Origin of the sequence: Adlercreutzia faecimuris (assembly GCF_022669055.1) — a bacterium.
Lineage (GTDB): Bacteria > Actinomycetota > Coriobacteriia > Coriobacteriales > Eggerthellaceae > Enterorhabdus > Enterorhabdus faecimuris.
This window is the reverse complement of record NZ_JAJMLW010000001.1, coordinates 1102376-1127779: the sequence shown is the minus strand read 5'-3', so window position 1 is coordinate 1127779 and position 25404 is coordinate 1102376. Positions and strand designations below refer to the sequence as shown.

General features: G+C 66.3%; 19 protein-coding genes. All 19 read right to left on the bottom strand.

All coding sequences use genetic code 11. The features are described from left to right. Positions 1-42: 42 nt before the first annotated feature. The 19 genes from LPT13_RS04265 to LPT13_RS04175 all read right to left on the bottom strand — a co-directional run bounded on the left by LPT13_RS04265 (position 43) and on the right by LPT13_RS04175 (position 24625). A complete protein-coding gene (locus tag LPT13_RS04265) occupies positions 43-924 on the bottom strand; it encodes a GIY-YIG nuclease family protein (protein WP_242163853.1) in 882 nt (293 codons plus the stop codon). Positions 925-939: 15 nt separating this feature from the next. Next, positions 940-4176, bottom strand: a complete 3237-nt coding sequence (locus tag LPT13_RS04260) for a type I restriction endonuclease subunit R, EcoR124 family (RefSeq protein WP_242163851.1) — start codon at positions 4174-4176, stop codon at positions 940-942. A 24-nt stretch (positions 4177-4200) separates the two neighbouring features. Further along, a complete protein-coding gene (locus LPT13_RS04255; RefSeq protein WP_242163850.1) occupies positions 4201-4851 on the bottom strand; it encodes a Fic/DOC family protein in 651 nt (216 codons plus the stop codon). Next, positions 4841-5026: an antitoxin VbhA family protein gene (locus LPT13_RS04250; RefSeq protein WP_242163848.1), complete on the bottom strand. Its 186-nt coding sequence runs from the start codon at positions 5024-5026 to the stop codon at positions 4841-4843. The genes LPT13_RS04255 and LPT13_RS04250 overlap by 11 nt, the downstream gene beginning before the upstream one ends. A gap of 27 nt (positions 5027-5053) precedes the next feature. Further along, a complete protein-coding gene (locus LPT13_RS04245) occupies positions 5054-6316 on the bottom strand; it encodes a restriction endonuclease subunit S (RefSeq protein WP_242163846.1) in 1263 nt (420 codons plus the stop codon). Further along, positions 6309-8816, bottom strand: a complete 2508-nt coding sequence (locus tag LPT13_RS04240; RefSeq protein ID WP_242163844.1) for a type I restriction-modification system subunit M — start codon at positions 8814-8816, stop codon at positions 6309-6311. Before LPT13_RS04240 ends, LPT13_RS04245 begins: the two co-directional genes overlap by 8 nt. 121 nt (positions 8817-8937) lie before the next feature. Continuing rightward, positions 8938-11574 carry an alanine--tRNA ligase gene (alaS, locus tag LPT13_RS04235; RefSeq protein ID WP_242163842.1) on the bottom strand — a complete coding sequence of 879 codons (2637 nt, stop codon included), beginning with the start codon at positions 11572-11574 and terminating at the stop codon, positions 8938-8940. A gap of 281 nt (positions 11575-11855) precedes the next feature. Then, positions 11856-13424: an AI-2E family transporter gene (locus LPT13_RS04230; protein ID WP_242163840.1), complete on the bottom strand. Its 1569-nt coding sequence runs from the start codon at positions 13422-13424 to the stop codon at positions 11856-11858. 15 nt (positions 13425-13439) lie between these two features. Continuing rightward, on the bottom strand, positions 13440-14213 hold the full coding sequence (locus LPT13_RS04225) for a DUF948 domain-containing protein (RefSeq protein WP_242163839.1): 774 nt from the start codon (positions 14211-14213) through the stop codon (positions 13440-13442). 141 nt (positions 14214-14354) lie between these two features. Then, positions 14355-15674 carry a replication-associated recombination protein A gene (locus LPT13_RS04220; RefSeq protein WP_242164275.1) on the bottom strand — a complete coding sequence of 440 codons (1320 nt, stop codon included), beginning with the start codon at positions 15672-15674 and terminating at the stop codon, positions 14355-14357. 305 nt (positions 15675-15979) lie between these two features. Beyond that, positions 15980-16792, bottom strand: coding sequence for a UTP--glucose-1-phosphate uridylyltransferase (locus tag LPT13_RS04215; protein ID WP_242163837.1), 813 nt, complete (start codon positions 16790-16792; stop codon positions 15980-15982). A 254-nt stretch (positions 16793-17046) separates the two neighbouring features. Beyond that, positions 17047-17238, bottom strand: a complete 192-nt coding sequence (locus tag LPT13_RS04210) for a CcmD family protein (protein WP_242163835.1) — start codon at positions 17236-17238, stop codon at positions 17047-17049. A 121-nt stretch (positions 17239-17359) separates the two neighbouring features. Continuing rightward, a complete protein-coding gene (gene ccsA, locus LPT13_RS04205; protein WP_242163833.1) occupies positions 17360-18127 on the bottom strand; it encodes a cytochrome c biogenesis protein in 768 nt (255 codons plus the stop codon). Between the two features lie 30 nt (positions 18128-18157). Further along, positions 18158-18928, bottom strand: a complete 771-nt coding sequence (locus LPT13_RS04200; protein ID WP_347263868.1) for a heme exporter protein CcmB — start codon at positions 18926-18928, stop codon at positions 18158-18160. Continuing rightward, a complete protein-coding gene (locus LPT13_RS04195; protein WP_242163830.1) occupies positions 18929-19651 on the bottom strand; it encodes an ABC transporter ATP-binding protein in 723 nt (240 codons plus the stop codon). After that, positions 19648-21924: a heme lyase CcmF/NrfE family subunit gene (locus tag LPT13_RS04190; protein ID WP_242163828.1), complete on the bottom strand. Its 2277-nt coding sequence runs from the start codon at positions 21922-21924 to the stop codon at positions 19648-19650. Before LPT13_RS04190 ends, LPT13_RS04195 begins: the two co-directional genes overlap by 4 nt. Before the next feature lie 3 nt (positions 21925-21927). Then, positions 21928-22596 (bottom strand): cytochrome c maturation protein CcmE domain-containing protein, encoded by a 669-nt coding sequence (locus LPT13_RS04185; RefSeq protein ID WP_242163825.1) that lies wholly within the window; start codon positions 22594-22596, stop codon positions 21928-21930. A gap of 302 nt (positions 22597-22898) precedes the next feature. After that, positions 22899-23651, bottom strand: coding sequence for an SDR family NAD(P)-dependent oxidoreductase (locus LPT13_RS04180; RefSeq protein ID WP_242163823.1), 753 nt, complete (start codon positions 23649-23651; stop codon positions 22899-22901). 35 nt (positions 23652-23686) lie between these two features. Beyond that, positions 23687-24625 carry a 3-hydroxyacyl-CoA dehydrogenase gene (locus LPT13_RS04175; RefSeq protein ID WP_242163821.1) on the bottom strand — a complete coding sequence of 313 codons (939 nt, stop codon included), beginning with the start codon at positions 24623-24625 and terminating at the stop codon, positions 23687-23689. Positions 24626-25404: the final 779 nt, after the last annotated feature.

Below are 25404 nucleotides of genomic sequence, written 5' to 3'. Positions count from 1 at the left end.
AGCACAGAATCGGCTCGTTCTTGAGAGACCTCGACTCGCTCATCACCCTTCACCAGCGTGAGGGGTGCTTCGAAAGATATCGGACAGGGTTCTTCCCTCCTCGTCCACCCACTCCGTCCAACCATTGCAACTCCCTCCCAAAACGAAATCCGCCGCCATACTCGGGCTCGTAAAGCTCACCGGCCTTGCCAAGCGGAAGAGTGGGCCCTCTCCGGGAACAATGCCACCGGCGCCCTCAAGCTCCTCCCTCAGCGCGACGAGGCTTTTCACGGGACTTTTTCGCGAACCGGGAACCCTGTCTAGGTCAATCATCGACCCTTCAAGCACCTCAAAGGTGCCTTCCGCGGCATCATATCGCCCAATTCCCCGCACGCCACGCCTCGTCGTGTGAAACAAACCGACGGCGGCATGCCCCTCGTCACCAATCGCATCAAGTCCAAACCCCAGCAACGTCATACGGAACAAAATGTCATCATGGAGAGAATGTATGAAAGCCTCGGTATAGGGGTCTATATAGGGCTTTGGATCGTTGGAGTTCTCCACTTCGTAAGCTCCGTGTCGCCTAATATATTGAATGGCAAGGGCCTCAAGTCCGCTTACAACATCCATGCTAAACTCGCTATCAGGCGCAAGGAACATGACAGCTTTGTTCCACCATTCTTTGCGGCTATTATGATCGTCTAGGCGCAAAATCCCCTTAACGGTCTGGCCAGCGTACACCCGTCGAAGCCGTCCTTGCATATCATCTAGCAGATAGTAAATACCGCGCTTAGGGATATCAGGAAGGGCCTTCGCTTCACCAAGGATCTGACGCGGGACAACAACCGTAACCAGCGTAGATCCGGCCACGCGGCAAATCTTAATTCCTTCCGGATCGCCATTTATTACCTGCATGGTAAGCGTCTTTAGGTCTATTATCGCCACAAGAACTCCCCTCCCCTACAGATCGAATCCGCCCTCTAGCACGAAGTCCCTTAGCAGCTTGTCAGCTTTTATGCCCACCTTGAAGACCGGGATCTGAGATCCTTCCAGATCGGAGAAATACTCGCGTGCCTTTTGGCGGTCGAGCGTTTCCATGAGCCTCTCGAAACGGCCGAACTCGTCGATGTTATCCTCATTTGCACCGCTTTCGAGCAGCGCTGAGAGCAAGGCGGGGTCTACGCCAAGAACCTCAGACGCCCGAGTCACCTGCTCGTCCTTGGCGCGACGCTGATACTCGGTCACGTAGTCACGGAAGGTCTTGCCTTGCTCCACGAAGGCATCCCCACTTTGAACGTCGTGGATGAACAGCATCGCGTACTTCTGCTCCTCTTGGGAGAGAGACGAGAAGCTCTTGTGCAGCGCCGCCAACGCCAAATCCGTCGCCTCGGCATCTGGCCCCTCTAGCTCAAGCTGCTTGCGCCACTTGTCGAAGTTCTCGTTCATGTAATCATGGTCAATGCGGGTCGTGTCTATCTCCATGAGATAGCTTCGCAGGTCATAGGGAATGGGGGAGTCCCCCTCCGCCCCAGGAGCACGGCTCGACAGTTCCTTGTATCGCTGAGCCAACACGAGGAAGTCACGCTCAGAGAGATCGACGAAGACCGCCACAGCATCAGCGCCGTCGAAGTCCAGCCCGCTCTCCAGGGCCTCCTCGGCCCTCATGGCGTCAAGGAGCGTCTCGCTATCGTCGAAGACGTACACGTCCTCTTCCCAGCTGAATCCTTGGACCTTGGCAGCCTCCACCACCAGGTCGAGCTCACGGAACAGCGACGCGAACTTGGCACGCGCGGCCGGCTCGTCGGGAAGCCGCTGAAGATCCTCCACCCCAGCGCTCGCGAATACCGCCTTGATGGCGTCGAACGTCTCGTTCAACGTGACGAGATTGGCCTCAAGCTTGGGAACGAACAGACCAAACGGCTTGTCACCTGAGTACAACGCCACCGCTTCCTCTATGTTCTTCTTCATCGTGTGGGGACGACGATAGTAGCGAATGTTGCCGAAGGGCTTCTCGCTCTCGTTGAAAAGGCGATTTGTGCGGCTAAAAGCCTGGATGATCATCTCGTAGCGCAGAACCTTATCCAGGAAGAGCGTGTTGACCCACTTGGAATCAAAGCCCGTGAGCATCTGATCCACCACGATGAGGATATCCAGGCGCTCCTCAGGCTTGCCGTCGATGCCCAGGTAGGGTCGCTTGTGAGACAGCCGGTTGGACACGTCGAGTTTGAAGCGAGCCCATCCCGGCAGGTCGTAATCGGTGCCGTACCGCTCGTTGTAGTCAGCGATGATCCCCTCCAGCGCCTCCTGCTTGATGAGGGCGCGATCGATCTGCCCCTGCTCGTTGTCCACCGAGGGATCAACCAGCACCGTGACGGCCAGAGTCGGGTCAGCCTCACGCAGAAGGCGATAGTAATCGAGCGCCTCCGGTATGGAATGGGTGGCGAAGATGGCGTGGAACTTACGATCCCTGCTCAGGAAGGGGAACCGGCGCACGATATCGGCCACGACCTGGCGTTGGTGGGCGGTCGGCTCCGTCTGCTCCGCCGTTCCGTACTGCGCCTCGGGAAGCTTGGATTCCACGCCCTGGCGCAGGGTTCCCGCCTCATCATACCAGGGCCCCATGGGCAGCTCCCCCATGTAGAGGTTATACACCCGCGCCTTCTGGGGATCGGCCAGAGCCTCGCCCACCGACGACGCCTTCGCCTCGCCGAGGGCCACCGCCTCGCGCACGTCGGTATCGGGGAAGGTGGTGACCAGATAGGTATCGAAGCCGAGCACGTTTCCATCCCGAATTCCATCGGCGATGCTGTAGCGATGGAGCTCATCGCCGAAGACATCCACCGTGGTGCTCAGCTTCTTGTTGTTCTCGTCGTGGATGGGCGTTCCCGTGAAGCCGAACAGAAGGGCTGCCGGGAAGGTCTTGTGGATGGTCTCCATGTTCTTGCCGAACGTAGAGCGATGGCACTCGTCCACGATGAACACGAGGCGCTTCGCCCTGATGACGGCAAGCTCGGCGGCACTCAAGTCGTCAGCCTCCAGGTTCCCCATCTTCTGGATGGAGGTGACGATGAGCGTATCGGCGGGGTCGTCGCTCCTTAGCTTTGCCCTGAGGTCGTCGGTGCTCTTGGTCTCCTGCACCCTCTCATCCTCGTTGGCGAAGGCCTGGTACTGCTCGAGCGACTGCGTCCCCAGCTCGATGCGATCCACGAGGAACACAACCTTGTCCGCGTCCCGCGACGCGGCGATGAGCTGGGCGCACTTGAAGCTCGTCATGGTCTTTCCGCTGCCTGTGGTATGCCAGATATGGCCGCCCTTAAGCCCGCGCTCGCCCCACCGTCCGTCGCGATTGACCTTCGTCACGCGATCCGATATCCGACTCGCCGCGTAATACTGGTAGCTGCGCATGACCTTCAGCACCCCGTCGGAATCATCGGCTACCGTGTAGTATCCGATGAGCTGGTGGGCCATGGGGATGCTCAGCAGGCTCTTCACGACGCTCTTCCAGTGATTGACGGGGTTGTTGTTGAAATCAGCCCAATGGAACTGGAATTTCTCGTTGAAGGCGCCGTCGGGGCCTGGATTGGCGAAGTAGAGGGTTTGATCGGGGTTCATGGCCACGAATATCTGAACGAGGGAGAACAGCCCTGTGAAGACCCCCTCCTTGGCATACTTCTCAATCTGCCCCGTTGCCTCGCTCACAGGGACACCGCTCTTCTTCAGCTCGATATGGAAGAGGGGCATGCCGTTGATGAGCAGCATGAGGTCGCCCCGGCGGTCGTGACCGAGCTTAGACTTGGCGGCATACACCGGCTGCCGCACGATCTGATAGCGACTGCTTCCTCCGGCTATCTCGTTGGGATCGAAGATCTTGAGGGCGACGTTCTTTCCCCTATGGAGGTCGTCGTCGGCGCTGTCGCGCGTGATGATGATCTCCTCGCCATTTATGAGCTTGCTCAGGGCAAGCGGAGTTCTCAGGGTCTGAAGCTGGCCTATGATCTGCGCCATCTCCGTATCGGAGAGAGGAACGTCATTCAGGCGATCACGGTGCTTGTTCCGATCAAAGAGGATCGAAGCCCAATTGGCGATGAGCTGCTGCTCCGTGGGACGAACGATCACGTCATCCGCATCCCCCCAGCCGTAGGAGCACAGGGCCTCAACCACCGCGTCTTCGAAGGCCGCCTCGCTATCGAACACCATAGGAGATCCTTTCCGCAGATCCTGCTATCGGTCAGAGAGCCTCAGGAGGCCCTGGTTTATCGGCAAAGCGGGGTCAGTCGGCCTTGCGATGCGCGCGAACATCCGCACCAGACCGGACAGATCGCCTTCCTCCGCGGCGGCGCGACTGGCCTCATCGTTCTCTTCCCCGCTCACCTGGCACCAATCCAAGTCATAGCCCGCATCGTGACACAGAAGCGTCCAGAAGAGGCGCTGAGTGCGGCCGTTCCCCTCACGAAACGGATGGATGAAGTTGTAGTTATCGAAATGATAGGCCAACCGCTGGACAAACCCATCCGGAGGAAGGCCCTTGAGCGCACCGTCCCTGAGGAGCTCTTCTTGAGACCAGGAGAACCCCATGCCGATATTGGCAGACGGCAGAAAGAACTCGGAATTCTCCGCGTTCTTGCAGATCTCCACGGTACGGGGGATACCAGCCCAATCGTAGATGTCCTGGAAAAGCCACTGATGGATGGCCTTGAAATCATCCAGGGATCCCGTGGGACGCAGGGGGAGCTCCTCGAGGAACTGCCCCATGCGCATGGCCACAAGCTCGCCCTCCGCGTTTCTCAGCGTGTCGTAGGTGGTGGCGCCGACAAGGTTGCGCAAGACGCCCGACGAGGGGTCGAGATAAGGGTCAACGAACTCACGCTCCATGAGCAGACGCCTTCTTCTTGGGAACCCATCGACGCTTGGTGCGCGTCATGAGCTCTTCGATGGAGATTTCCCCTGCGACATACTCGTCCGCATCCTCCCGAAACTCAGCAGACACATAGGCGCCCTCCATCTCCCCGGAGTGTATGGCCTCTTTCATCACGCGTTCGCGATCCATAGGAGCCTCCCATCGCCAGCGTAAGCGCTAGACAAACATCTTATCGAGCAAACCCTGTTTTACGTTCTTGAGAATATCGACCTCTCGCTGGTGAAGGGTGATGAGCGAGTCGAGCTTGCGGAAGAGGGAGCCGATGCGGGTTTGCTCGGCCTTCTTAGGAAAAGGAACATCAAGCTCCATGACCTTCTTTTTCGAAATGTTGAAGCGCGATATGCCTTGAGCCAACAACGCGATGTCTTCCCTGAAACCTTTCGATCGCAGCATATACGCAAGATAGTTAGAATCGAAAGACCCATCCTGCCGGTATCCAAAACAGAAACTGTTCAAATACACATTTGGCTGGTCGGAGAGCCAGGCTGAAGACATTCCTACTTCTTCGGGTGTCTCCGATGATACCGTGAAGAAAACGTCCCCTAGCTTCACTTGGTTTTGTTTCGAATCTACTTCAACCGATTCGAGCCTGAGAGAATCCGTAATGGGATTATCGAATACGTTTGTATACGGCACGAATCTGGCCTCGCCATGGCCAAAATCCTCTTTCGTCTTCCCAGACAATCCTCCGTAGGTTATTCCGTGGTCTCCCAGCTTACGCTGTTCCCAAGGATCGGTGAAACCGACGAAGCGGAGCTCGGGGACGCTCTCGTCCTCTTTCGGAAACATTCTGTCGAGCAGCGATTGTTTGACGGTCTTTAATTTATCAACCTTACGCTGGTGAAGGGTGATGAGCGAGTCGAGCTTGCGGAAGAGGGAGCCGATGCGGGTTTGCTCGGCCTTCTTAGGAAAAGGAACATCAAGCTCCATGACCTTCTTTTTCGAAATGTTGAAGCGCGATATGCCTTGAGCCAACAACGCGATGTCTTCCCTGAAACCTTTCGATCGCAGCATATACGCAAGATAGTTAGAATCGAAAGACCCATCCTGCCGGTATCCAAAACAGAAACTGTTCAAATACACATTTGGCTGGTCGGAGAGCCAGGCTGAAGACATTCCTACTTCTTCGGGTGTCTCCGATGATACCGTGAAGAAAACGTCCCCTAGCTTCACTTGGTTTTGTTTCGAATCTACTTCAACCGATTCGAGCCTGAGAGAATCCGTAATGGGATTATCGAATACGTTTGTATACGGCACGAATCTGGCCTCGCCATGGCCAAAATCCTCTTTCGTCTTCCCAGACAATCCTCCGTAGGTTATTCCGTGGTCTCCCAGCTTACGCTGTTCCCAAGGATCGGTGAAACCCTTGAATCGCAGGGCGGGTTTGAGGGTTGATTCCGGCTTACGCTGCTCAGTCATGCTGTCCACCGCCCAGGAGCTGGCGCAGCTCGGCGATGCCGAGCATGTCGAATTCGCTTCCGACGAGCTGGCCCAGCATCTCATCGAGCTCGCGTTCCGTCTCGCTAATCTGTCGGGCCACATCGGCGTAGGTGTCACCGTACTTGCCCTTTAGCCCCTCGATCTTCCCCACCAACTCATCGACGGCTTTCCGAGGCAGCTCCTCCAACGCCTCAACGAGCGGATCGATCCACTTCCGCTCCAGCAACTCATGAACCTGGGCGTCCGACAGGCCCTTCATCGCCTCGGCTGTCGCGAGCTCCAGCGCCCCCCTCGCCTCTTTGACCGACTTCTTCAGCGCCTTCTGACGCTTCTGCAGCGCGGCAAGTTCCTCCTGCTTCTGCGCTACCTCATCCTCGGTTAGCTCGGTCTCTGCCGCGCCCTCCTCTTCCGAGGGCAGCTCTTCGGCAAGAGCATCGCACTCGCCATCCACGCGGGCAAGATCGCCCTCCAAGTTCCTCAGGGCCTCAAGGTCGTCAGCCAAAACCAGGCGCTGCACCAAATCAAAGGGGATGATGTGCCCCTGCCAGCCTTCTTGGACCTCGATGTCCTTGCCGTTCTTCTTCTTGATAACCAGCCGCGGATCAACGCTACGCGCCGCCTCGAACCCCTCAGTCTGCAGCATCTCCAAGTCAGCAGAAACCGCCTCCCACACATCATCAAGCGCCTGGAACGCGTGGTACTTGTCGAGCAGGGGGAAGAGCTCCATTCGCTCGAATATCTCGCCGGCAAGCTCTTCCTTGGCTCCCAAGGGATCGACCGATTCCCAGTTGTCGACAAGCCTTGTCGTAGCGTCGGCACGAAGAGTCTCGAAGGCCTCGTCATAGCGGGAGAAATAAGCCCTTACCGCCCCATGACCGAGAACCGCTCCCTTAAGATCGTCAACGCCGAGACGGGCGCAATGCCCATCATCGGAACCGAAGACAGACTCCCTCAAGCCGGGAAACGCCTGCCAGAACCCATCCAGAGCGTCGATTTCGGCAAGGGGGATGCCGCCGAACATCGAGGCGTACAGATCCCACGACTCCACCGGATCCGAGGAGTCCACGTAGCGGGGAATGTTCAGGTTGTAGTCGTTCTCGCGGATCTCATCCTTTCCGACAAGACGGGAGAAGCCCTCGACTGTCGCACGTGAGTCAACGACGTCGACAATTCGCCTGATGTCCGACGACCTTAGCTTGTTGTTCTTCCCATCTTTCTCGAAACCCTTTGAGGCATCGACGATGAGCACATCGCTATCGGATCGGTTCTGCCGCAGCACCATGATGATGGTGGGGATGCCGGTACCGTAGAAGATGTTCGCAGGCAGTCCTATGATGGCCGCGATCTTGTCGTTCTCGATAAGATTCCGGCGAATCTGCCCCTCCTCGCCGCCGCGGAACAAGACGCCGTGCGGCAAGACGATGCACATGATGCCCGACGGCTTCAGGTGGAAGAGGTCATGGAGCAAGAACGCGTAGTCCGCCTTGGATCGCGGCGCCAGGCCGTAATTCGAGAAGCGCGGGTCTACATTCTTTCCATCCGGCTCCCAGCGCTGAGAGTAGGGCGGATTAGACACCACGGCATCAACGTAAAGCGGATCGTAAGTGCCCGACGGATCCGCGTCGTCAAAGTACGGCCAATCGTCTTCAAGCGTATCGCCGTTGCGAACGTAGATGTTCGCGGCGTTGATCCCGCGCATGACCAGATTCATTCGCGTGAGATTATAGGTGGACTGGATAAGCTCCTGGGCATAGTAGACGATGCCGTCGGCATTGCCCATACGGCGCTTGACCGCCTCGCCAATGGTGATGAGCAATGAGCCCGACCCGCTCGTGGGGTCGTAGATGCGTATGTTGTCACGCTCGCGGAGATGGTCGGCCACGATCTCGGACATGAGCTGAGATACCTCATGGGGCGTGTAGAACTCACCGGCCTTCTTGCCGGCGCTCGACGCGAACTTCTCGATGAGATACTCGTAAATGTAGCCAAGCACGTCGTAGCCCTGACGGCCATCCATGGGAATGGACTGGATGAGGTGGATGAGCTCGCGCACGGATCGCGTTTGCGAGGAGGCGTCTCCCAGCTTGGACAACCCCGTCTGCAACGTGGCGAACACGCCCTCGAACAGCCTCTTGCGCTTGGGGCTGACAAGACGGCTGAAAGCCGAGAGCGCATCGTATACGCGGGCGATGGTGAAGTCGTTCCTCTCGGCAATCCACGTGGAGAAGAGGTTATCGTAGGAGATGAAATAGCCCAGGTAGTTCTGAGCGTACCCCACCGTGTCCTCGTCCTCTTCAGTGAGCTGCACCATGTCGGCGGCCGCCATGCCTTCCCTGAGGAAAAACTGCTCCTCCTGCTCAGAGAGGTACTTGTAGAAGATGAAGCCAAGGATGAAGTCCTTGTACTCGCTTGCCTCCACCTTCCCGCGCATGCGGTTGGCAGATTCCCAGATCTTGGATGCGAGCTGCTGCTTGTTCATAGGTTCGTCTCCTCCTCGCATAATCGCAGGTGGGACGATTATACCGGACGTTGGCATAACGAGAGGCGCCCCGCGCGCCGGGTGGCGGGCGGGGCGTCTCGGGGCTCTCTTGGCGCGGGCGCTAGAGGATCAGGTCGCGGGCGATCTGGAGGGCGTCGTCGATGCCCTCGGCGTTCTTGCCGCCGGCCTGGGCCATGGAGGGCTTGCCGCCGCCCCCGCCCTGGATGGCCGGGCCCATGGCCTTGATGACGGCGCCGGCGTTGAAGCCGGCGGCCACGGCCTCGTCGGAGCCGGCGGCCATGAGCACGGGCTTCCCGCCGGCCACGGCAGCCGCCACCAGCGCGCCCGGGCGCTCCATGCGCGAGCGCACGACATCCCACAGGTTGCGCATCTGGCCGCCGTCGCTCACCTCGGTCCGGGCGATGATGACCGGGTAGCCGGCCGAGGCCTCCTGGACCTGGGCCAGCAGCCCGGCCACGGCGTCGCCGCCGATGGCGCCCTGGGCGCGCTTGCCCTTCTGCTGGAGCTCCTTGAGCGCCTTGACGTTGGCGGCCGCGCGCTCAGCCACGTCGAAGGGGGCCACGCGCAGGGCCGTCGCGGCGTCCTTGAGCTCGGCCTCCACCTTGTTCACGTAGGCGAGGGCGCCGTAGCTGGTCACGGCCTCGATGCGGCGCAGGTTGGCGCCCACCGACGACTCGGAGGTGATCTTCGCGAAGCCGATCTCGGCGGTGTTGCCCACATGGCAGCCGCCGCACAGCTCGCGGGAGAACTCGCCGGCCGCCACCACGCGCACCGTCTCGCCGTACTTCTCGCCGAACAGGGCCGTCACGCCGTCGGCGCGGGCCTCGTCAAGGGAGGTCTCGTAGATGGTGGTGGGCACGGCCTCCATGATGCGCAGGTTGGCCACGCGCTCCACCTCGGCGATCTGCTCGGGGGTGAGGGCCTCGAAGTGGGTGAAGTCGAAGCGCAGGCGGTCGGGGCCCACGTAGGAGCCGGCCTGCTTGACGTGCTCGCCGAGCACCTGGCGCAGGGCCGCGTGGAGGATGTGGGTGGCCGTGTGGTTGCGCTCGATGGCCGCGCGACGCTGGGCGTCCACGCGGGCGACCACGGCGTCGCCCACCGCCAGGGGGGCGTCCTCGCAGCGCACGGAGTGGACGGTGAGCCCCTTCTCCGGCGCCTTGGTGTCGAGCACGTAGACGTGCCCCTCGCCGTTGTCCATGAGGCCGGTGTCGCCCACCTCGCCGCCCATCTCGGCGTAGAAGGGGGTGACGTCCAGGACGACCTCGCCGGTCTCCCCCGCCGCCAGGGACTCCACGCGCTCGCCGTCGCGCACGAGGGCGGCCACGCGGGCCTCGGCGGAAGTGGCCTCGTAGCCCACGAAGCGGGTGGGGCCCAGCTCCTTGAGCAGGTCGGCGTAGACGCCGCCGTAGGTGGACCAGGCGGCCTCGGCGTCCTTGGCGCCGGCGGCGCGGGCGCGCTCGCGCTGGGCGGCCATGGAGCGCTCGAAGCCCTCCATGTCCACCGTCACACCGCGGGCCTCGGCGATCTCGCGGGTGACCTCCACGGGGAACCCGTAGGTGTCGTGGAGGGTGAAGGCCTCCTCGCCGGCCAGCACGTCGCCCTCCAGGTTGGCGAGCGCCTCCTCCAGGAAGCTCTGGCCCTGGCGCAGGGTGGCGCCGAAGCGGTCCTCCTCGGACAGGATGAGCTTGCGCTCAAGCTCGCGGTTCTCCACGATCTCGGGGTAGACGTCGCCCATGAGGCGCACGATCTCGTCCACGTACTCGTTGAGGAAGGGGCCCTCGATGCCGATGAGGTGCGCCTTCATGATGGCGCGGCGCAGCAGGCGGCGCAGCACGTAGCCGCGGCCCTCGTTGGAGGGCAGGATGCCGTCGGCGATCATGAAGGTGACCGCGCGGCTGTGGTCGGCGATGATGCGCAGGGCCAGGTCGGCCTCGGGGTCGTCGCCGTAGGCCTTGCCCGAGAGGCGCTCGCCCACGCCCACCAGGCTGCGCAGCACGTCGGTGTCGTAGTTGGACTGCACGCCCTGCATGATGGCGGCCATGCGCTCCAGGCCCATGCCCGTGTCGATGTTCTTCTTGGGAAGCGGCAGCAGGGTGCCGTCCTCCTGGCCGTCGTACTGGGTGAACACGCAGTTCCAGTACTCCAGGAACCGGTCGCAGTCGCAGCCCGGCGCACAGTCGGGGCTGCCGCAGCCGAACTCGGGGCCCTGGTCGAAGTAGATCTCGGAGCAGGGGCCGCAGGGGCCGGTGGGGCCGGCGCGCCAGAAGTTGTCGTCCTCGCCGAGCCTGGAGATGTGTTCCTCGGGCACGCCGAGGTCCTTCCAGATCTCGATGGTCTCGTCGTCGTCCTCGAACACGGTGAAGTAGAGGCGCTCGGCCGGCAGGCCCAGGACGTTGACGGAGAAGTCGTAGGCCCAGGCGCACATCTCCTTCTTGAAGTACCTGCCGAAGGAGAAGTTGCCGAGCATCTCGAAGAAGCTCAGGTGACGGCCGGTGGTGCCGATGATGTCGATGTCGTTGGTGCGGACGCACTTCTGCACGGTGGTGGTGCCGACGTAGGGCTCCTCCAGCTGCTTCTGCTGCAGGAAGTAGGGCTTGAACTGCACCATGCCGGCGCTCGTGAGCAGAAGAGACGGGTCATCGGGGATGAGGGAGGACGACGGCATGCGCTTGCAGCCCTTGCCCTCGAAGTAGCTGAGGTACTTCTCGCGGATCTCGGCGGTTGTCATGAATTCCATGGGCGTTCTTCCTGTCTATGGCGAAGGGCCCGCGAAGGGCCCGCTTTCCCACACGCGCGGCACCCGCCGGGCGGCGGGCACGCTGACGGAACATTATAGTACGGAACGGGGCCGCCGGGCGCGGATCCGCGCGATCAGCGGAAGGCGGGGCGGGATGGCCGCGGGACGCCGGGCGCGGGCGGCGCGACGGGCGCGCAAACGCAGGAGGCCGGGCGCGGCAGGCGCGAGACGTGCAGGGCGATGCGCGGGACGCGGGCGGCGCGAGGAGCGCGGGGCGGGCGCTAGCCGTGCCGGCCCTTGGTCGGGGGCTTCTTGCCGCGCTTGCCCGCGGACGCGGCCTTGCCCTTGGCCGCCTTGTCCGGCGCCGCGATGCTCCAGCCGGCGAAGGGGCCGCGGCGCCCCTCGGCGCGCGCGAGCTCGATGCGCTCCATGGCGGCCGTCGAGTCGGGATGCGGCGAGACGGCGTCGGCCATGGGATCGGGTGCGTTTCCGCTGGTCTCGGACGTGGTGCCCTTGAAGAAGACGCCGTCCTCGGCCACCACGCGCCGGCCGGTGCGCTTCTCGAAGTAGTAGACGAACACCGACTTCATGACGGCCACGGCGGGAATGGAGGCGAGCATGCCGACGAGCGAGCCGAGCAGCCCGCTCATGGCGCCGCCGAGGGCGGAGCCCACCATGAGGGCCATCAGCGTGAGAGCCGGGTGCACGTCCACCGAGCTCGACATGATCTTGGGGGATATGAAGGTGTAGACGAACTGCTGGATGAGGATGGTGCCCACCAGCGCGATGAGCGCGGCCAGCGGGCTCGCGAACACGGCGACTACGGCGGTGGCGGCGCCGCCGAGCCACGGGCCGATGATGGGGATGATGTTGAGCACGCCAGTGATGCCGCCGAGGGCCGCCGCGTTGGGGATGCCGAGGACGGCGAACAGGATGCCGCAGGCCACGCCGATGATGGCGCACTGGAGCAGGGTGCCCTTGATGTAGCCGCCCATCACGCGGGTGAAGGTGCAGTGGAGGAACTCGGCGTCCTGGACGTGGCGCGGCCCGATGAGGCGCGCGCACTCCCGGCCGATGGCCGGCAGCTCCATGAGGATCCAGAAGGCGATGACGAGCGCGAAGCCGAGCGCCATGAGCCCGTTGGCGATGACGGTGCCCACCCCGACGAGCCCCGAGGCGCTGCCCTGGGCCACGGCGCTCGCCCAGGAGGTGAGGTTGGCCTGCACCTCGTCGATGAGGTGCTTGACCGTCTCGTCCTCGAAGACGTGGGAGTAGCGCGCGTACAGGTCGTTGCCCCAGGTGGTGAGCGCGTCGACGTACTGCGGGATGGACGACATGAGGTCGGCGAACTGGGCGTTCAGGCCGAACATCGGCGAGAACAGCAGAAAGCCGATGAGGCCGAGCACGGCCGCCATGGCCACGTAGGCGAGCGCCGTGCCCACCGTGCGGTTGACGCCGCGCTTCTCGAGCCCGCCCACCATGCCGCGCAGGCAGAAGACGATGATGACCGTCCAGATGACGATGGACACCGGCACCGCGAGGATGCCGAGCAGGTAGACGATGACGCCGGTGAGCAGGATGGCGCCGACGAGCGTCCACACGTCGAGGAAGCGGCGGCGCGACCGGAGGGCGCGCAGCTCCTCGGCCGACGGCGCGGCCGCGTCGGGCCCGTCGGCGGCCTCCACCGCACGGGCGGCGGCGCTGGCCTCGGGCCCCGGGGCGCACACCGGCCCGTCGGCCTCGGCGTAGGCGGCCACGGCGTCCTCCACCGGCGGGATGGAGACGGTGTCCATCACCGAGGGACGGCGCGGGGGCTTGCCCGCGGGCTTGGACGGGTTGGGGAGCTTCATGGGCGCCTCGGAGGGCTAGCGCTGGTCGGAGGCGATGGTGGTGTAGCCGGAGGAGGCAGCCGGGGTGTCGGCGTCGACTGCGGCCACGGCGGCGTCGGTCATGGCGGCGGCGGTGCCGGAGAGGGCGTCCTCGCGGGCGTGGGCGGCCTCGGTGCGGGCGGCGCGGGCCTCCTTGCGCTCCTGCATGCGGGCGCGCTGGTCGGCCACGGCGGCGCCGGCCGCGTCGGAGGCGGCGTCGACGAAGTCACGCACCGGGCTGGCAGCCTCGGGCGCGGCCTGGCCGAGCTGCTCGGACTCCTTGCTGGCGTAGCGCGGCTTGAAGCGCGAGCGCACGCGGTCGGTCACGGAGGTGACGAGCTCGAGCGGGGCGTTGGTCACCGTGTCCACCGTGTCGAGGGTGTTGGACACCGACTCGGTGATCTGGGTGACGTCCTCGAGGATCTGGTCCACGCGCATGATCTCGAGGTTGGCGGCGTCCACGGTGAGGGAGACGCGGTCGACCAGCGGGTCGATCTTGGCGGAGACGGGCTCGAGGGAGGCGGTGATGCTGTTCACGTGCTCGACGGTGGGCTGGAGCTGCTCGGTCAGCCGGTTCACGTTGGCCACGGCCGGCTCGAGCGACGCGGTGATCTTGCCGACGTTCTCCAGCGTGGGGTCGATCTGCTTCTTGACGGACTTCACCGTCTTGCGCGCAGTGCGCACGGTCATGACCAGCTCGATGATGAACCAGACCAGGGCCACGCCGACGAGGGCGTAGACGATGGGCAGGGCGATGTTGAGCAGTTCCATGTCAGCCTCCTGTTGACTCGAAAGCTAAACTATAGCACTTCGCGGACTTCACGAGTCATTCTATACAGGCCGCCCACGCTTTTGCGCGCCGCCCCACCCCCGATGCCGCGCCGTTACCTCCCCTGGGCGTGCGAGACGCGGCTACTCGGCGGCGTCGGCGCGGTCTCGGGCGGCGGCGTCGGCGCGGTAGGCCTCCCAGCCGCGGGGGGCGGGCTGGTAGAAGGCGCCGCGGGAGAGCCCGTCGGGCAGGTACTGCTGGTCCACCCAGCCGGACGGGTAGCTGTGGGGGTACTTGTAGGCGCCGTAGTCCTCCGACCCGGGGCGGTGGCGGTCGCGCAGGTGGTCGGGCACCTTGCGGGCCGGCCCGTGGCGCACCTCGGCCAGGGCCGCGTCGATGGCCGCCTCGGCCGCGTTGGACTTGGGCGCGAGCGCCAGGTAGATGGCCGCCTGGGCCAGGTTGATGCGACACTCGGGGTACCCGATGACCTCGGCGGCGCGGAAGGCGGCCGCGGCCACCAGGAGCGCCTGCGGGTCGGCGTTGCCGATGTCCTCCGACGCGGCGATGTACATGCGCCGCGCGATGAACTTCGGGTCCTCTCCCCCGTCGATCATGCGGGCGAGCCAGTAGACCGCCGCATCGGGGTCGGACCCGCGCATCGACTTGATGAACGCCGATATGACGTCGTAGTGCATGTCCTTGTTCTTGTCGTAGGGCAGCGCCCGGTGCGGCGTGGCGGCGCGCACCATGGCCTCGGTGATGGCGACGGGCGCCTCGGGCGTGCCCGGGCCCACCATGCCGGCGGCCAGCTCGAGGGTGGTGAGCGCCGTGCGGCCGTCCCCGCCGGCCAGAAGCACGATGGCGTCGAGCGCCGCGTCCTCCAGCTGGTAGCGGCCGCCGAGCCCCCGCTCGTCGGCGACGGCGCGCCCCACGAGCGCGGCGATGTCGTCGTCGCCCAGGGAGTGCAGCTCCACCACGCGCGAGCGGGATATGAGCGCCGAGTTCACCTCGAAGAAGGGGTTCTCGGTCGTGGCGCCCACCAGCACCACCATGCGATCCTCCACGGCGTGGAGCAGGGCGTCTTGCTGGGAGCGGTTGAAGCGGTGGATCTCGTCGACGAACAGGATGGTGCGCAGGCCGCCCATGAGCAGCCGCTTCTCGGCCGCGTCTATCTCGCGCCGCAGGTCGGACACGGTGCCGCCGATGGCCGACACCTCCACGAAGGTGGCCTTGGTCGTCTCGGCGATGACGTGGGCGAGCGAGGTCTTGCCCGTGCCGGCCGGGCCGTAGAGGATGACCGAGCTCAGGGCGTCCTGCTCGATGGCGGTGCGCAGCCAGCTGCCGGGCCCCACGGCCTCGGCCTGGCCGACGAGCTCGTCGAGGGCGCGCGGGCGCATGCGCACGGCCAGGGGCGCTACCCGGCTGCGCTCGACGTTCTCCATTTCGGTAAACAAGGTATCCATGACGGCCATGGTAGCACGGCTTCCCCGGATCTGATACGAGAAACAAACAAATGTTTGCAAAACCCATTGACGAAAAGCGGGGATTTGACAAAATCCTCAAAGTGTGGATGGGAAATTCACAAGATGCCCACCGGGCATTCATGGCTTATTCAAAGGGTCACTTTATACTGTGAGACAGCAAGTGCGAAGGTTCCCCTCCTACTCCACTTGCCTGCTTTGAAACGAAGCAGAAGCGGCTCCTCGGAGCCGCGTCATCCCCTCCTTTCGGCCCGGTGGAGCTCCCCTCTCCACCGGGCCACTTCTTTCTAGGCGTGGGCGCGGCGGTAGAGCTCGTTGTTGGTCGCGAGCCAGCTTTCCACGGTGCCGGTGTCGAAGCCGTCGGCAGGGTCGACGATGAGGGCGTACATCTCCTCCTCGCGCAGCACGGCATCGAGCGCGTCGGTCAGCTGGATCTCGCCGCCCACGCCGGGCTCGACATCGGCCAAAAGCTCCATGACGCGCGGGCTCAGCAGGTAGCGGCCGAACACGGCCAGGTTCGACGGCGCGTCGGCCAGCGCCGGCTTCTCCACGAGCGAGTCCACCTTCCACACGTCGTCGGCCACAGGCTCACCGGCGATGACGCCGAAGCGGCTCACCTCCTCGTCGGGCACGGGCATGACGGCGATGACGCTCGCGCCGCCGTGGGCGTCCGAGACCGCCTGCATGGCCGGCAGCATCTTGTTGTCGGGCACGAGCACGTCGCCGAGCAGCACGTAGAAGGGCTCGTCGCCCGTCTTCTCGGCGGCGCAGCGCACCGCATGCCCCAGGCCGAGCGCCTCGTCCTGGTAGACGTAGCTCACGTTGTAGGAGCCCACCTTCTCCACCACGTCGGCGTAGGCGTCCTTGCCGCGCTCGCGCAGCAGGGCCACCAGCTCGGGCGCGGGGCTGAAGTGCTCCTCGATGGACTTCTTGTCGCGGCTGTTGATGATGACCACCTCGTCGGCGGCCGAGGCCAGGCCCTCCTCCACCACGTACTGGATGGCCGGGCGGTCCACCACCAGCAGCATCTCCTTGGGCTGGGCCTTGGTGGCGGGCAGGAAGCGGGTTCCGAGACCCGCGGCGGGGATGAGCGCCTTCATCGAGTGCCTTTCTCTTCGGGGTGCGCCCCAGGGCGCGCGAAGGCGGCGCACGCAGCGCCGCCGAGTCGGGCTCCATGATACTACAGAAGGGCGCGGGCGGATTTTCGCGCGATTTCTGGCGAGCGAGCGCTTTCCCACGTCCAGGCCCGACGCCCGGCGGGGAACGCCGCACGCCTGGACGCCGGCGCGACGTGGTGCGGGGCCAGGCGCGGCGCCCGGCGGGGGCGCTGCTCTCCCGGCGCCCGACAGGGGCGCTACTCCCCCTTCGCCTGGCGGTCGGCCAGGGCCTCCTCCAACAGCATGAGCTGGGCCTCGGCGCGCTTCTGGCCGCGGGCGATGACGAGCACGTAGGCGAGCAGCGCCACCCACAGAAGCGCGTAGGCGGCGATGACGTAGGGGGCCGACGGCAGGATGGTCGAGTAGATGTCGGCGAGGATCGGGTTCACGGTGGTCTCCTTTCACGGGCGGCCCGCGGCGGGCGGGCCGGCTCGGTCTTCGACGGTTCGGGCGCGGCGGCTCCCGCGCGGCGGCGGCTCCCGGGCGGCGCGGCGCCGGCAGGCGGGCGCGCTAGTCGCCCAGCTCCTCCTTGAGCGCCTCGACGCGCTGGGCCAGGCGCACCTGGCGGAAGCGGGCGCGGTACAGGGCGAAGGCGACGCAGAGCATCCCCGCCGCCACGACGGCCACGCACAGCCCCATCTCGGGGCTCATGCCGCCCTCGCGCAGCACCACGGGGTGGATCGACGAGGGGATGAGGCGCGTGACCATGAAGCAGATGGGCGCGTCGATGAAGGCGATGATGGCCACCACGGCGCTGAAGGCGGCGCGGCGCTCGGGCTCGTCGACCGAGCCGCGCAGCACGAAGTAGGCGATCACGACGAGCATGAGCACCAGGTAGGTGGTCAGCCGCGGCTCCCAGCTCCACCACACGCCCCACTCGAAGCGCGTCCACATCTCGCCGGTGATCATGGTCAGCGCGATGAACAGCAGGGTGATCTCCAGGGCGATGCGCGCGCAGGTGTCGTAGCGCGCCTCGCGGGTGCGCAGGAACCGCAGGCTGTACCACGCGCCGAAGACCAGCGCGATGAACGACGTGATGGCCACGGGCATGTGGAAGTAGAAGATCTTCTGGGACAGCAGCAGCTTCTGGCTGACCATGGCGTCGCCGATGAGCTCGGCGCCGCCCACCGAGGCGCCGCCCACCGGCGGCACCCACAGAAACGCCATGAGGAACCCGACGGTGGTCAGCACGATGCCCGCCACCAGCGCGGCGGGCGCCACCCTGTCGGGCCACTGCCCCGCCTCGGGCAGGCGCGGGCTCTTTCCCTCTGGGGCCATGGGCCCTCCTCTCCCCCGGGCGCGGCGCGCCTAGGACACGACGAAATCGTACAGCACCCACGACGCCAGCAGCATGACCACGTCATAGCCGGCGGCCAGGGCGAGCGAGGTGGCGAACGCCTCCTCCATGAGCACGCCGCCCGCGAGCGCGGCCGTGGTGGCCGACACGCACGCGTAGAGCAGCGGGAACACGACGGGCACGAACAGGAGCGCCAGCATCACGTCCTTGCCGCGGGTCGACGCCGTGATGGTCGAGAGCAGCGTGCCGATGCCGGCGATGCCCACCGACCCGAGCAGGAGCGGCACGACGATGAGCGGCGCCGAGGCCGCCGGAGCGGCGAACGACGAGAAGAACACCCAGTACAGCGGCACGGCGATGACCTCGACGATGGCGAGGAACGCCAGGTTGGACGTGGCCTTGGCCAGAAACACCACGCCGCGGTCGAGCGGCGCGAGCAGCAGCCCCTCCAGACAGCCGTTCTCGGTCTCGTGGGAAAACGAGCGGTTGAGGCCCAGAAGCGACGTGAACACGACGAGCGCCCACAGAAGGCCGCCCGACACCTCCAGGAAGTCGGCGCCGGGGCGCGCGAAGGAGAGCGCCACGCCGAAGACGACGATGACCAAAAGCGCGTAGATGCCCATGGACACGAGCATCTCCTTGGTGCGGAGCTCCTGGCGCAGGTCCTTCATGAGCAGGACGCGGTACTGCTCAAGCGCGCTCGGCCGCGCGCAGAGCTCGCTGCGCGGCGACGCGGGCGCGTCGGAACGCCGGGCGCGCTCCTGCTTCTCCCTTTCCGCCATCTAGGCCACCCCCATCCCGACGGTCGAGCGGTACAGCGCGCGGAACTCGTCCTCGTCCAGCTCGTCCTTCGGGTCGAAGGCCACCGCGCGGCCGCGGGCCATCACCAGCACGTGGTCGGCCAGGCGCAGGCCCTTCTCCAGGTCGTGGCTGACCATGACGAAGGTGCGGTCCTGCCGCACGCTGGCGATGAGGTCGTCGAACACCTCGATGGCGTGAGGGTCGAGCCCTGAGTAGGGCTCGTCTAAGAGCACCACCGCCGGGTCGTTCACGAGCGCCCGGGCGATGGAGACGCGCTGGGTCATGCCGCGCGAGAACGTGCGCACGCGGTCGAGCCGGCGGTGCTTGAGGCCCACGGCGTCCAGCAGCTCGATGACGCGGGCCCCGGGGTCGCGCACGCCGTAGAGGCGCGCGTAGAGCAGCAGGTTCTCCTCAGCCGTGAGGTCGGGGTAGAGCATGGGGTTATGGGAGATGAGGCCGATGGCCTCGCGGGCGCGGTCGGGCTCCTCCTTGGCGTCGACGCCCTCCACCTCGATGCGCCCGGCACTCGGACGCGTGAGCGTGGCGATCATGCGCAGAAGCGTCGTCTTGCCGGCGCCGTTGGGGCCGAACACCGACAGGAACGCGCCGCGGGGCAGCTCGAGCGAGAGGTCGTCGACGGCCTTGCGCGTGCCGAAGGCCTTGGTGACGCCCTCGCAGCGGATGGCGGCCGGCGCGGCGCTCATCGCGCGCCCCCGTCCCCGGCGGGCTCGTCGGGTGCGTCGGACGCGGCAGGCGCGTCGGGCGCGGGCACGGTGGGCGCGTCCACGGGCGCAGCCGCGCCGGGCACGCAGGCGTCCACGATGGGCGCGACGCAGCCCGTGGTCCGCGCCTCACCGTCGCCGCCATCCGCCTCGCGCCGCGCCGAGCGGCGGGCGAGCAGGGCGACCAGGCCGCCGGCCACGATGAGCCCGAAGCCCACCCACACGAGGCTGATCAGCGGGTTCACCCGCACGTCCATGGAAAGCGCGCCGTCGGAGCTCGCGCCGCGGTACACTACGAACAGGTCCTCGAGCGGGAAGCTGATGACGCTGGCGATCTGCTTGGTCTGCATGGTGGCCTTCACCATCTGCACCGCCGGGCTCACCGACCCCACGTAGGCGCCGTCGCGATAGACGTCGAAGGTGGCCTCGTTGAGGATGTCGCTCCCGTTCTCCAGCTCCTCGAGGGAGCCCCCCACGTAGACGAGCTCGAAGTCCTGGATGACGAGCGGCTCGGCCGCCGTGCCGGTGTCCGCGTCGAGGGGCAGGTAGGTCACCTTCTCGGTCACGTACATCGACGAGCCGATGAGGCCCACCAGCACGACGGCCATGCCCAGGTGGCACACGGCGCCGCCGAGGGCCGGGAAGCGGGTGCGCCAGGCGCCCTTGGCCCGGGCGATCACCTTCACCGCCATGAACCCGGCGTTGAAGAGAAGCAGGCTCGCCACGGCGAAGCCGACGACGGCCAGCCCGTTGTAGTACCAGCCCGGCCCCTGCTCGAGCAGCCCCTCGGCCCCGGATCCCCCGGCGGCCACGATGGCGTCGTAGCTCGGCAGCAGATAGGTGGCGAAGTAGGCCATGAGCACGGCGAACAGGACGATGGCGCAGATGCCGGGGACGCGGGCGCGCCTCCAGAAGGCGGCGCGGTCGGTCCGGTGCCAGCCGAGCAGCGGGCACACGGCGATGAGCGCGCAGTACGCGATGCCGAGCGGGCGCGCCACGGCGTTGTAGGTGCCGGCCGAGATGGCCTGGCCGCCGAACGGGAGGAACGCCGGCAGCGCGCTCGACACGGTCAGGTAGGCCAAGAGCACCGCGAACACCACCATGACGAGGTTGTTCACGTAGTAGGCGGCCTCCTTGGACGCCATCGACTCGATGTCGTCGCCGCCCGCGACCGCGGCGCCGAAGCTCCCGCGGCGCGCGATGAGGCCCACGGCCCCCGCCAGGAGCGACGCGACGATGAGCGCCAGGAACAGCACGAGCGATACCGGGTCGCCCTCGAAGGCGTGCACCGACTGCACGAGCCCCGAGCGCGTGATGAACGTGCCCAGGATGACGAAGGCGAAGGTGAGGCAGGCGCACATGACGCTCCAGCGCTTGAAGGCGCCGCGCTGGCGGTACACGGTGAACGAGTGAATGAGCGCCACGCCCACGAGCCACGGCAGGAGGCTCGCGTTCTCCACCGGGTCCCAGCCCCAGTAGCCGCCCCAGCCGAGCACCACGTAGGCCCACACGGCGCCCAGCCCGATGCCGATGCCGAGCAGAAGCCACGAGAACACGGCGTAGGGGGTGCAGCGCACCACCCAGCGCGGCGAGTCGTCATTGACGACGAGGGCGGCGATGGCGTAGGCGAAGGGCACGGTGAGGCCCGCGTAGCCGACGAAGAGCGTCGGCGGGTGGATGGCCATGGCCCAGTGCTCCAGGAGCGCGTTCATGCCCCAGAGGGCCGCCGCGCCCGTGAGCTGGCCGTCGGCGCCCACGTAGCGCGGGTCGAGGGCCGTGAAGGGCATGTTGCCCTCGGAGAACAGCAGCACGCCCACGAAGGCCGTCAGCACCACCTGGGCCACCAGGAGCGCCACGTCGTCGAGCGGGCGGGCGTCCCTGCGGGTGCGCAGCACCACCACCAGGTTGAACACGGCGATGAGCCACGCCCAGAACAGGAGCGACCCCTGGCGCCCGGCCCAGAGCCCCGCCAGGTGGAAGAGCCACCCCAGCTCGCCCGTGGCGTCCGAGCGGTTGCGCACGACGTACTCGATGCTGACGTCGCCGGCGAAGAAGCACCACACGAGGATGGCGCAGCAGAAGGTGAGGCCGATGGCGCCCACCACCACGGCCACGCGACCGCCCCAGGCGAGCGTCTCGCCGCGCTCGGGCGAGCGGCGGCCGAGGAGGCGGCCCGCGCCGAGGCACCCGAGGGACAGCAGGCAGGAGGCGAAGGCGATGAGCAGGCCCAGAAGGCCCATCAGGGGAAATGCCATGGCCTAACCCTCCAGCGCGACGTCGGTGGCGGCGAAGGTGCCGTCGGCGCCGAGCGCGCCGGTGAGCACCACGGCCGAGCCGTCGGCCACCTCGTCGGACAGCGCCCCGTCGAAGCTGACGGGCAGCGTGACGCTCAGGGACTCGTCGTCCGTGAGCCTGAAGCGTACGTCCTGGCCCGCGGGGCCCAGGGTACCCGCGCCCACCGTGCCGGACACCTTCACCACCTTGCCGTGGACGGACTCGCCGTAGCCGAGCAGCTGGCCCACGGTGAGCGCATCGGTGGCGCTCTCGTACTTCGAGGGGCACTTGGTCACCAGCTCGGTGGCCTCCAGCACGCCGTCGTCGCCCACCTTGCCGGTACAGATGGCGGTCACGTCGTTGCCGAAGGTGGACGCCGCGGCGCCGCCGTAGCGCACGGCCAGGTGCGTGGACGGGTCGCCCTCGGGGTCGTAGATGCTGAAGGTCAGCACGTTGTCGCTGGTGGAGAACGAGTCGGCCACCACGTTGCCCGACACCTGGACCTTCTGGCCCGGATCGGCCAGCTCGGCGGCCTCGGCCACCGACATCGTCCTCGCCGCGGAGTTGCCGCCGACGAAGGCGAGCACCAGGATGAGGACGATCACGATGATGCCCGACACGGCGATCAGGCGCCTCTTCATCTTCGCGTTCATGCTGCCCTTTCTCTTCCATGCGTCACGCGCGGCCGCCGGCGCGGCGGCTCGGCGCCCCGGGGCGGGACGCCCGCGCTCCCCTTCGCAAGTATCTACCATGTTCGAGCGCCGTCGAAGGTACGGTTTCGCGGAAAACCAGCAGGACAGCGCAAGGTCGTGGAACCATCATAGCCGCTCGGGCGCGACGTGGGCATCACCCAGCTGGTGTAATTTGGCGCCCCGCGGGCGCCCGGAAGCGAAGGGGGCGCCCCGCGCGATGGCGGGGCGCCCCCTCGAGGCGCTCAGGTCGGCCGGGCCGCGGCCTAGGAGTGCTTGTGGATGCCGCCGTCGACCATGTAGGACTGGCCGGTGAAGTAGCTGCCGTCATCGCTCGCGAGGAACACGATGAGCGGGGCGCAGTCCTCCTCGGTGGTGCCGATGCGCCCGAGCGGCGTCTTCGCCTCCAGGCTCTTCAGGGCCTCGGGCTGGGTCTCGCGGAAGAAGTCGGTGGCGATGATGGGCAAAAACACGTTGGCCGTGATGCCGTAGCGGCCCCACTCGCTGGCCGCCGTGCGGGTGATGGCGCGGATGGCCTCCTTGGCCATGCCGTAGGCGCCGAAGCCGGCGTTGCCGTCGTAGCCGGCCGCCGAGGCGGTGTTGATGATGCGCCCGTGGCCGCTGTCCCGCAGATACGGGAAGCACTCCTTCATGAACATGAGCGAGGCGAGCGCGCCGGACTCGAAGGCCTCCAGCGCGTAGGCCTCGTCGATGTCGTTGATCTCGCGGTACTGCATGGCGCCCTGGGCGCAGTTCACCAGGATGTCGATGCCGCCGAAGTGCTCGGCGCAGCGGGCCACCACGTTTCTGATCTGCTCGACGTCGGTCACGTCGCAGGCCACGGGCAGCACCTCGCCGCCGAACGCGGCCACCTCAGCCTGCAGCTCCTCGAGCTTCTCCAGGCGCCGGGCGCAGGCACACACCCGCGCGCCGTTCTCGGCCAGCACCTTCGCCACGCCGCGGCCCACGCCGGAGCTGGCCCCCGTCACGATGGCGACGCGTCCCTCGAGCTTTCCCATGATGCGGTTCCTCTCTCTTCTCTCTGGTCGATCCCCTAGTTGTACCGGTAGAAGCCCTCGCCGGCGTTGACGCCGGTCTTGCCCTCGTCGATGCGCGCCTTCAGCATCGCGGCGATGCGGGCGGCGGTGGAGCCGGGCTCCTGGGCGGCGGGGCTGGCGGCCACGATGTTGTAGGCCGTGGTGAGCCCCACGATGTCGAGGATGCGGAAGGGGCCGAGCGGCGCGCCCGTGCCGAGCATCCACGCGCGGTCGATGGTCTCCACGTCGGCCACGTCGTTGGCGAGCAGCGCCTCGGCGGCGTTGAGGAAGGGCACGAGCATGCTGTTGAGCAGGTAGCCGGGCTGCTCCTTCCTGAGCTCCAGCGGGATCATGCCGATGGCGCGCGCGAAGTCGACCACGGCCCGGTAGGACGCAGGGCTCGTCTCGGCGGTGCCCATGACCTCGGCGGTGTTGTTCTTCCAGATGTTGTTGGCGAAGTGCAGCGCCAGGAAGCGGTCGGGGCGCCCGGTGAAGCTGGCCATGGCGCTGGGCAGCAGCGTGGACGAGTTGGTGCACAGCACGGCGTGCTCGGGCAGCGCGCCGGCGATGGAGCCGTAGAAGGCCTCCTTCTCGGCGATGACCTCGGCGATGGCCTCGATGACCAGGTCGGCGCCGCCGAAGGCCTGCTCGACGTCGGTGGTGAGCACGAGGGAGTCGAAGGCGGCGTCCACGCGCGCGATGAGTTCGTCGAGCTGGGCGGGCGGCACGTCGGGCGAGTCGGTGAGCCCGCGGCAGAAGGCGGACGGGTCGGTCTTGAGGGCCTCGAGGGACGCCTTGTAGATGCCGCGCAGGCGCTCGAGCTTGGGGCGCGTGCGCTCGATGGAGCCCTCGCTGCGCAGCCACAGCGTGACGGCGAATCCCTTGTAGGCGCTCTGCAGGGCGATCTGGCTGCCGAGCACGCCGCCCCCGGCGACGGTGACGTTCTTGATTTCCATGGGGCCTCCTTAGAGGTCGGGGAAGAGGGCGCCGCGCAGGCGGGCCGTCCTCCGTGGTCGGGTGCGCGTAATTGTACCGGCGGCGGGCGGGCGGCGGCCCGGCGCGGCGGCAAGTGGTGCCATACCGTCACGGCCGAGGACGGGCGGGGCCGTCGCGCGGGCGGACACGGTGCATCCGAGGCGCGCGGGGTACAATGGGCGCGACGAGGGCGCGGGACCGAGACGAGGCGCGGGCCGGGCCGGCGGGGCGCGGGGCCGGCGGGGCGCGGCGGAGGCGCAGGGCCGGGGCGCAGCGTGCGGGGCCGGCGGGGCGCGGGACGCCGGACGGCACGGGCCCCGTCGCGCCCAGTGGCGCGCAGGAGGCGCGGGATGCAGGCGAAACGGCGTTTCATATCCATTTTGGCGAGTTTCCCGAGGCATGACCCCGCCGCGCGCGACGCGGGCGTGAAGTTTCCCCAGGTCACGTTTTTTCGCGGGCGCCGAATGCCCCCAAATCCCCCCGAAAAGGCGCTCCAAGCCTCGGGAAACTCGACGAAATGGATATGAACGGGCGATCGGGCTACCACGACCCAGCCGGAGACGGCCGGGAGGGGCGGGTCGCGCGCAGGACGGCGGCAAGCGGCGCCATGCCGTCACGGCCAAGGGCACGGGACGAAGACGCGGGGCCGACACGTGGGCGGATGCGGCGCATCCGGGGCGCGCGGGCGCAATGGGCGCGCCGAGGGCGCGGGGCGACGTGGGCAGCCGAACGCGCGGGACGGCGCCGGCGCGCGGGCGGA

What these genes read in the sequence shown, in the direction of transcription:
- LPT13_RS04260 (WP_242163851.1), bottom strand. Translation starts at nt 4,176, where the DNA reads ATGGTGTTCGATAGCGAGGCGGCCTTCGAAGACGCGGTGGTTGAGGCC.
- LPT13_RS04255 (WP_242163850.1), bottom strand. Translation starts at nt 4,851, where the DNA reads ATGGAGCGTGAGTTCGTTGACCCTTATCTCGACCCCTCGTCGGGCGTC.
- LPT13_RS04250 (WP_242163848.1), bottom strand. Translation starts at nt 5,026, where the DNA reads ATGGATCGCGAACGCGTGATGAAAGAGGCCATACACTCCGGGGAGATG.
- LPT13_RS04245 (WP_242163846.1), bottom strand. Translation starts at nt 6,316, where the DNA reads ATGACTGAGCAGCGTAAGCCGGAATCAACCCTCAAACCCGCCCTGCGA.
- LPT13_RS04240 (WP_242163844.1), bottom strand. Translation starts at nt 8,816, where the DNA reads ATGAACAAGCAGCAGCTCGCATCCAAGATCTGGGAATCTGCCAACCGC.
- alaS (WP_242163842.1), bottom strand. Translation starts at nt 11,574, where the DNA reads ATGGAATTCATGACAACCGCCGAGATCCGCGAGAAGTACCTCAGCTAC.
- LPT13_RS04230 (WP_242163840.1), bottom strand. Translation starts at nt 13,424, where the DNA reads ATGAAGCTCCCCAACCCGTCCAAGCCCGCGGGCAAGCCCCCGCGCCGT.
- LPT13_RS04225 (WP_242163839.1), bottom strand. Translation starts at nt 14,213, where the DNA reads ATGGAACTGCTCAACATCGCCCTGCCCATCGTCTACGCCCTCGTCGGC.
- LPT13_RS04220 (WP_242164275.1), bottom strand. Translation starts at nt 15,674, where the DNA reads ATGGATACCTTGTTTACCGAAATGGAGAACGTCGAGCGCAGCCGGGTA.
- LPT13_RS04215 (WP_242163837.1), bottom strand. Translation starts at nt 16,792, where the DNA reads ATGAAGGCGCTCATCCCCGCCGCGGGTCTCGGAACCCGCTTCCTGCCC.
- ccsA (WP_242163833.1), bottom strand. Translation starts at nt 18,127, where the DNA reads ATGGCCCCAGAGGGAAAGAGCCCGCGCCTGCCCGAGGCGGGGCAGTGG.
- LPT13_RS04200 (WP_347263868.1), bottom strand. Translation starts at nt 18,928, where the DNA reads ATGGCGGAAAGGGAGAAGCAGGAGCGCGCCCGGCGTTCCGACGCGCCC.
- LPT13_RS04195 (WP_242163830.1), bottom strand. Translation starts at nt 19,651, where the DNA reads ATGAGCGCCGCGCCGGCCGCCATCCGCTGCGAGGGCGTCACCAAGGCC.
- LPT13_RS04190 (WP_242163828.1), bottom strand. Translation starts at nt 21,924, where the DNA reads ATGGCATTTCCCCTGATGGGCCTTCTGGGCCTGCTCATCGCCTTCGCC.
- LPT13_RS04185 (WP_242163825.1), bottom strand. Translation starts at nt 22,596, where the DNA reads ATGAACGCGAAGATGAAGAGGCGCCTGATCGCCGTGTCGGGCATCATC.
- LPT13_RS04180 (WP_242163823.1), bottom strand. Translation starts at nt 23,651, where the DNA reads ATGGGAAAGCTCGAGGGACGCGTCGCCATCGTGACGGGGGCCAGCTCC.
- LPT13_RS04175 (WP_242163821.1), bottom strand. Translation starts at nt 24,625, where the DNA reads ATGGAAATCAAGAACGTCACCGTCGCCGGGGGCGGCGTGCTCGGCAGC.